Origin of the sequence: Pseudoalteromonas sp. S3178 (assembly GCF_005886985.1) — a bacterium.
Classification (GTDB): domain Bacteria; phylum Pseudomonadota; class Gammaproteobacteria; order Enterobacterales; family Alteromonadaceae; genus Pseudoalteromonas; species Pseudoalteromonas carrageenovora.
Genome location: NZ_PNCW01000031.1, coordinates 23,681 through 29,780 on the forward strand (window position 1 = coordinate 23,681; position 6,100 = coordinate 29,780).

Annotated in this window: 8 protein-coding genes; all 8 read right to left on the bottom strand. The window is 41.1% G+C overall.

Features of this window, described 5'->3' with window-relative positions:
- Window positions 1–6: 6 nt before the first annotated feature.
- Complete coding sequence (locus CWC11_RS10325; protein WP_058548007.1) at window positions 7–492, bottom strand: phosphatidylglycerophosphatase A family protein; 486 nt, start codon at window positions 490–492, stop codon at window positions 7–9.
- On the bottom strand, window positions 489–1,463 hold the full coding sequence (gene thiL, locus CWC11_RS10330) for a thiamine-phosphate kinase (RefSeq protein ID WP_138682631.1): 975 nt from the start codon (window positions 1,461–1,463) through the stop codon (window positions 489–491). Before thiL ends, CWC11_RS10325 begins: the two co-directional genes overlap by 4 nt.
- Before the next feature lie 96 nt (window positions 1,464–1,559).
- Window positions 1,560–1,970 carry a transcription antitermination factor NusB gene (gene nusB, locus CWC11_RS10335; protein WP_058548009.1) on the bottom strand — a complete coding sequence of 137 codons (411 nt, stop codon included), beginning with the start codon at window positions 1,968–1,970 and terminating at the stop codon, window positions 1,560–1,562.
- Between the two features lie 15 nt (window positions 1,971–1,985).
- Window positions 1,986–2,450: a 6,7-dimethyl-8-ribityllumazine synthase gene (gene ribH / locus CWC11_RS10340; protein ID WP_058548010.1), complete on the bottom strand. Its 465-nt coding sequence runs from the start codon at window positions 2,448–2,450 to the stop codon at window positions 1,986–1,988.
- Between the two features lie 101 nt (window positions 2,451–2,551).
- On the bottom strand, window positions 2,552–3,664 hold the full coding sequence (gene ribBA / locus CWC11_RS10345; protein ID WP_138682632.1) for a bifunctional 3,4-dihydroxy-2-butanone-4-phosphate synthase/GTP cyclohydrolase II: 1,113 nt from the start codon (window positions 3,662–3,664) through the stop codon (window positions 2,552–2,554).
- Window positions 3,665–3,693: 29 nt separating this feature from the next.
- Window positions 3,694–4,347 carry a riboflavin synthase gene (locus CWC11_RS10350; protein WP_138682633.1) on the bottom strand — a complete coding sequence of 218 codons (654 nt, stop codon included), beginning with the start codon at window positions 4,345–4,347 and terminating at the stop codon, window positions 3,694–3,696.
- A 16-nt stretch (window positions 4,348–4,363) separates the two neighbouring features.
- Window positions 4,364–5,500 (bottom strand): bifunctional diaminohydroxyphosphoribosylaminopyrimidine deaminase/5-amino-6-(5-phosphoribosylamino)uracil reductase RibD, encoded by a 1,137-nt coding sequence (ribD, locus tag CWC11_RS10355; RefSeq protein WP_138682634.1) that lies wholly within the window; start codon window positions 5,498–5,500, stop codon window positions 4,364–4,366.
- 2 nt (window positions 5,501–5,502) lie between these two features.
- Entirely contained in the window at window positions 5,503–5,952 is a 450-nt protein-coding gene (gene nrdR / locus CWC11_RS10360) for a transcriptional regulator NrdR (RefSeq protein WP_002961761.1), read from the bottom strand.
- Window positions 5,953–6,100 lie beyond the last annotated feature (148 nt).

Consider the following 6,100-nt stretch of genomic DNA (forward strand, 5'->3'; position numbering starts at 1 on the left):
TAAAAATTAAAAGGGTAGTAAACCTGCTTTTATTAATGCTTGCAAACATACCAGCGAAAATATACCCGCTAATATATCATCAGCCATAATACCAACACCACCGTGAACGCGCTTGTCTAGCATACGAATTGGGCCAGGTTTGGCTATATCAAAAAAGCGAAACAATAAAAAACCAACTAATAATGTTTGCCAGCTTAACGCGGCCCCAATCATAGTGATGTAATAGCCTGCAACTTCATCCCACACTATTGCAGGGTGGTCGTGTACACCTAAATCATCAGCGGTTTTTCCACATGCCCATATACCAAAAATACTAATTACTACTGCAAATACAATTTGTAGCCATAGCGGGAAGTACATGGTTGTAAAAATAAACGGTAATGCTGCAAAAGTACCAAATGTACCCGGTGCAACTGGCGCAAGGCCAGTACCAAAACCCAAACCAAATAATTGATGTGGGCGCTTTAAATTAAACTGTCTTTTGGAAGTCAAACTGGCTCCTTGGCAAAATGCTCAAAGCCTTGTTGCTCAAAATCAAACTTTTCACCATTATGTAAAAGCTCTATTTGGCCATCGCCACTTTTAATTTGCCCAATGCATGTTGCGTCTACACCATATTGGCGCAGCTTCATTTCTAGCATACTTTTATTACTATCGGGTACCGTAAACAATAGTTCGTAATCATCACCGTAATTAAGAATAAACGGTAATTGATGTTTAAACTCAAGACTTGACCGCATTGCATCTGATGTAGGAATGCTTTGTATATTAACCGACGCATTAACTTGAGACATATCAAGAATGTGGCTTAAGTCAGCTAGTAAGCCATCTGACACATCAATAGCTGATGAGGCAAGGCCTCGTAATACTTGCCCAGCGGCAACGCGTGGTGTTGGAAAGTCAAAGCGTTTATTTAAGTACTTTAAATGCTCTGGCTCAATACTTATGCCTTGTTTACGTGATTCAATTGCAAGCCCAGCATCCCCTAATGGACCAGTGACATAAATCCAATCACCTACTTTTGCGCCACTACGACGAAGTGCAGTGCCTTCAGGTACTGTCCCTTTTGCACAAATAGTAATAGTTAGCGGCCCTTGCGTGGTGTCACCTCCTATAATCTGTACATTAAAGTATTCTGCAATTTCGTGCATGCCTTCAGTAAACTCTTCAACCCACTGTTGGTCAATACTTGGTAATGTTAACCCAACTGATACCCATGTAGGCTCAGCACCCATTGCTGCTAAATCACTTAAATTAACAGCAAGTGCTCTGTGGCCTAATGCGCGAGGAGAAATATCATCAAAAAAGTGTACACCTGCAACGAGGGTGTCTGTTGTAACAGCGAGTTGGCAGTTTTGCGGCACGGTTACTAAAGCGCAGTCGTCGCCAATACCAAGGTTTACGTCACGACGGGTGATCCCGCGACCTTTAAAGTAGCGGTTTATTAATTCAAATTCCTTCATACACAAAAAAGCCGACCTATGCCGGCTCTCCTTTTTAACGTGTACTAACGTGCAAAGCGCTACTCATTAAATTGGCGCGCTTTAAGTGCGTTAGTATTACTTGCGTAAATGCTTAACAGCTTTATCAAGTACACCGTTTACAAATTTATGGCTATCTTCTGCGCCAAACATTTTAGCAAGTTCAATGCCTTCATTGATTGCTACTTTGTAAGGTACATCTTCACGGAATTTAAGCTCATACGCGCTTAAACGTAAGATTGCACGCTCAACCATATCTAAATCATCAAACGGACGTGTTAAATGTGGAGATACAGCTTCGTCTAATTGCTTGTAGTTAACAGCAACGCCGGTAGCTAAATCTTTAAAGTATTCAACATCAATTTTAGTCACGTCGTTTTCGATCAACATTTGTTGTTCGATATCGGCAATTAGATTGCCACTTAATTGCCAAGAATAAACGGCCTGAAGTGCTAAGATACGTGCTTTACGTCTTGCTGCTGGTTTCACAAAAATTCCTTAAACTTAAATTTTATCTAACACATTAACCATTTCAAGCGCGCCTAATGCCGCTTCGCCGCCTTTGTTACCCATTTTGGTACCAGCGCGTTCAATTGCTTGTTCAATGCTTTCTGTAGTTAATACGCCAAATGCAACCGGGATATCATACTCAAGCGATACATTTGCAAGGCCTTTGTTTGATTCGCCAGCAACGAGGTCAAAGTGTGGTGTACCACCTCTGATCACTACGCCTAATGCGATGATTGCATCATACTCTTTTTTTGCTGCAACGCGTTTTGCCGCTAAAGGTAACTCAACTGCACCAGGTACATACACAACAGTAATGTCGTCATCAGATACACCACCGGTACGTTTTAACTCATCAACAGCGCCTTCAAGTAGGCTGCTACCAATAAAGTCGTTAAAACGAGAAATAACGATAGCGAATTTTTTGCCTGGAGCGTACTTATTACCTTCAATAATTTTCATTTGATAACCCTAAAAATATGTTCAAGCGGTTGCGATTGCGCAAAAATTGCTGCGCATCATACCATAAAAATAAAAAAATAGACTAGTTTAAAGCAAACCGCTTATTGCGGCTCAACGTAATCAACCACTTCTAAATGAAAGCCCGAAAGTGCATGATACTTTTTAGGGCGGCTCATAAGACGCATTTGTTTAATACCTAGGTCAGCCAGTATTTGCGAGCCAACACCGACAGTACGCGATGTACCTTTAAATTTACGAGGTGTTACATTTTCACCGGCATCAGCAGCGGCAAATGCTTTTACTGTTGCTTCTAGCTCTTCAGTACTTTCTTGCTTGCCTAAAATAACTAAGGCACCGTCATTTTTAGCAATGTAAGCCATCGCATCAGAAAGACCCCAACTACGGTCCGCACTTCTATCTGAAAGTAAAATGTCGTTAAAGGTACTTTGTAAATGCACGCGAACAAGCGTTGGTTCTTGCTCTTTAATTTCGCCTTTTAACAATACGTAATGTAATTGCCCGTCGATGGTGTCTTTATACGTTACTAAATCAAACTCGCCGTGTTCAGTTGGCAACTTACACTTAGCAACTTGTTCAATTGTAGTTTCGTTTAAATTACGGTATTCGATTAAATCAGCAATAGTGCCAATTTTAATACCGTGCTCTTTAGCAAATATTTCTAAATCTGGGCGGCGCGCCATAGTGCCATCGGCATTAAGTATTTCAACAATAACTGATGATGCTTCAAGCCCTGCTAAACGTGCTAAATCACAGCCAGCTTCGGTATGCCCTGCACGCGTTAAAACGCCACCAGGTTGCGCCATAATCGGAAAAATATGTCCAGGTTGTACGATATCGCTTGGTACAGCACCCTTTGCAATAGCAGCTTGAACTGTACGCGCTCTATCAGCTGCAGATATACCCGTTGTTACACCTTTAGATGCTTCAATCGACATAGTAAAGTTAGTAGAAAACGCTGCGCCATTGTTTTTAACCATTAATGGTAAATCAAGTTGCTCACAACGCTCTTGAGTCATGGTTAAACAAATTAAACCACGGCCATGAGTAGCCATGAAGTTAATCGCCTCTGCGCTAATATGCTCAGCAGCTATTATTAAATCGCCTTCGTTTTCTCTATCTTCATCGTCCATTAAAATAACCATTTTTCCGGCTTTAATGTCGTCGATGATTTCTTGTGCGCTGTGTAAATTCATAAATTTGCTCGTGTAAGTTATCAGTGTCGTTATTTAATAAAACCAGCTTTAGCTAGTAAACTCATTGAAATGTCTGAGCCTGTAGGTTGCTCAGCGCCTTTAATTAGACGTTCTAAATAACGTGCAATTTGGTCGACTTCTAAATTAACCTGCGTCCCCACTTTAAAACCAGCGATGGTCGTTTGCTCGCTAGTATGCGGTACTATTGTTAGTTTAAATTTATTACCTTCAACAGCATTTACTGTCAGACTTATGCCATCAATACATACAGACCCTTTATAAGGGATGTATTTCATTAAATTTTCATCGGTGCTCAACCAGTACTCTGTTGCGCGGGCATTAGGTGTAATGGCAGTAATTGTTGCTATACCATCTACGTGCCCTGACACTAAATGACCACCTAAGCGAGATACTGGCTGCATCGCTTTTTCAAGATTTACAGTTTGCCCTAAAGCATAATGAGCAAAGCCTGTAAGGCTAATTGTTTCGTTAGATAAATCAGCGCTAAAACCATCTATATGTTTATCTACAACAGTTAAACATACACCGTTGGTTGCAATGCTATCGCCAAGTTTTACATCTTTCATATCAAGATCAGCACTTTGGATGCGAATAGCTAAGTCGCCTTGTTTTTTTTGTAGTAAGGCAATTTTACCTGTGGCTTCAATTATTCCAGTAAACATAGTGCTACTCTTTTTATTAAGTGGTTTTAATGAGTTTTTTTACTGCAGTTATACGTAAGTCGTCGCCAATACGTACACACTCATTAAATGTTAAATCAACTGTATTTTGCATACTCGTCAATTCAGGAAAATTTACTAAACTTTTTGCATCACACCCCATTAATTTTGGTGCTAAGTAAAATACAAATTCATCAATTAAGTTAAGTTCAGACATTTTGCCAGCAAGTGTAGCACCTGCTTCTAGCCATACATTATTAATCTGTAATTGAGCTAACTGCTGTAAAACCTCAGTTAAATTAACCTTTGCGTTAATCTCACTTACTTCTATATGCCTTACAAAATGCGGCCACTGCTTTGATTTATCAACCTTGGTGGTAAAAATTATTATGTCATTTTCAATACTAAATAAGGCAAGATCAGGTGTTAATCTATTTTGCGAGTCAATTATAACACGCACAGGTTGGCGAAGCGGTAAATCTGTAGGTAAAGATTGTGGCAATTCGTTTTGGCGTACATTAAGTTTTGCATCATCAACAAGTACGGTATCTGCACCTGTTAAAATTGCGCAGCTTTGAGCGCGATACAGCTGCACATCTTGGCGTGCTACAGAACCTGTGATCCACTTACTTTGACCATTTTTAAGTGCGGTTTTACCATCAATACTTGCGGCCATTTTACATGTTACGTAAGGCAAGCCTTGCTCCATACGCTTAAAAAAACCTAAATTAAGTGCACGAGCTTGTTGCTCTAACAACCCAAATGCAACTTCAACACCAGCATCGCTAAGTATTTTAAGCCCTTTACCAGCTACTTGCGGGTTGGTATCAACCATTGCAGCTATAACTTTTACTACACCTGCGGCTTTTAAACCTTCAGCGCACGGGGGAGTGCGTCCGTAATGGCTGCACGGTTCAAGCGTGACATAAGCCGTAGCGCCTTTTGCCTTCTCACCAGCCACTGCAAGCGCATTAACCTCAGCGTGTCCCTGCCCTGCAAGCTGATGAAAACCTTCACCAATGATTTGGTTGTTTTTAACTAACACACATCCCACATTAGGATTTGGTGTTGTTGTAAACCGACCTTTTTTGGCAAGTTCTATGGCGCGCGCCATATACATTTCATCTTGTTCGGTAAATGGTATTTGGCTTTGCATTATTACTCCCCTAAACGGGCAATTTCTTCACCAAACTCGCGTATATCTTCGAACGAGCGATACACAGAGGCAAATCTTACATACGCTACTTTATCGAGCTTTTTAAGCGCTTCCATAATGCACTCACCGACTAAGTGGCTTGATATCTCGCGCTCACCAGTAGCACGCAATTGAGATTTAATAATATTAACGACTTCATCGACTTGTTCGGTACTCACTGGGCGCTTTTCAAGGGCGCGGTTAAGGCCATTTAGAAGCTTATCTTCGTTAAATGGTTCTCGGCTGCCGTCTTGTTTTATTACGCGCGGCATAACGAGCTCTGCCCCTTCAAATGTAGTAAAGCGCTCGTGGCAATCGTTGCACTCACGACGACGGCGAACTTGGTGGCCTCCACCGACTAGGCGAGAATCAATAACTTTAGTATCTTTTGCGGTACAAAATGGGCAATGCATAACTCGGTACTTCCGTTTTAAAACAAAAAAGGCCGCTAAATAGCGGCCTTTTATCTTAGCAAAAAAATAGGGCCTGTTGGCCTTTCAGGATTAAATTTGTTCTATCTAGGGGTGATTTGATCGCAGCGCGAGGTTTGTAACCTAGTGG

Coding starts and splice junctions, on each gene's coding strand:
- thiL (WP_138682631.1), bottom strand. CDS start 1,463: ATGAAGGAATTTGAATTAATAAACCGCTACTTTAAAGGTCGCGGGATC.
- ribH (WP_058548010.1), bottom strand. CDS start 2,450: ATGAAAATTATTGAAGGTAATAAGTACGCTCCAGGCAAAAAATTCGCT.
- ribBA (WP_138682632.1), bottom strand. CDS start 3,664: ATGAATTTACACAGCGCACAAGAAATCATCGACGACATTAAAGCCGGA.
- CWC11_RS10350 (WP_138682633.1), bottom strand. CDS start 4,347: ATGTTTACTGGAATAATTGAAGCCACAGGTAAAATTGCCTTACTACAA.
- ribD (WP_138682634.1), bottom strand. CDS start 5,500: ATGCAAAGCCAAATACCATTTACCGAACAAGATGAAATGTATATGGCG.
- nrdR (WP_002961761.1), bottom strand. CDS start 5,952: ATGCATTGCCCATTTTGTACCGCAAAAGATACTAAAGTTATTGATTCT.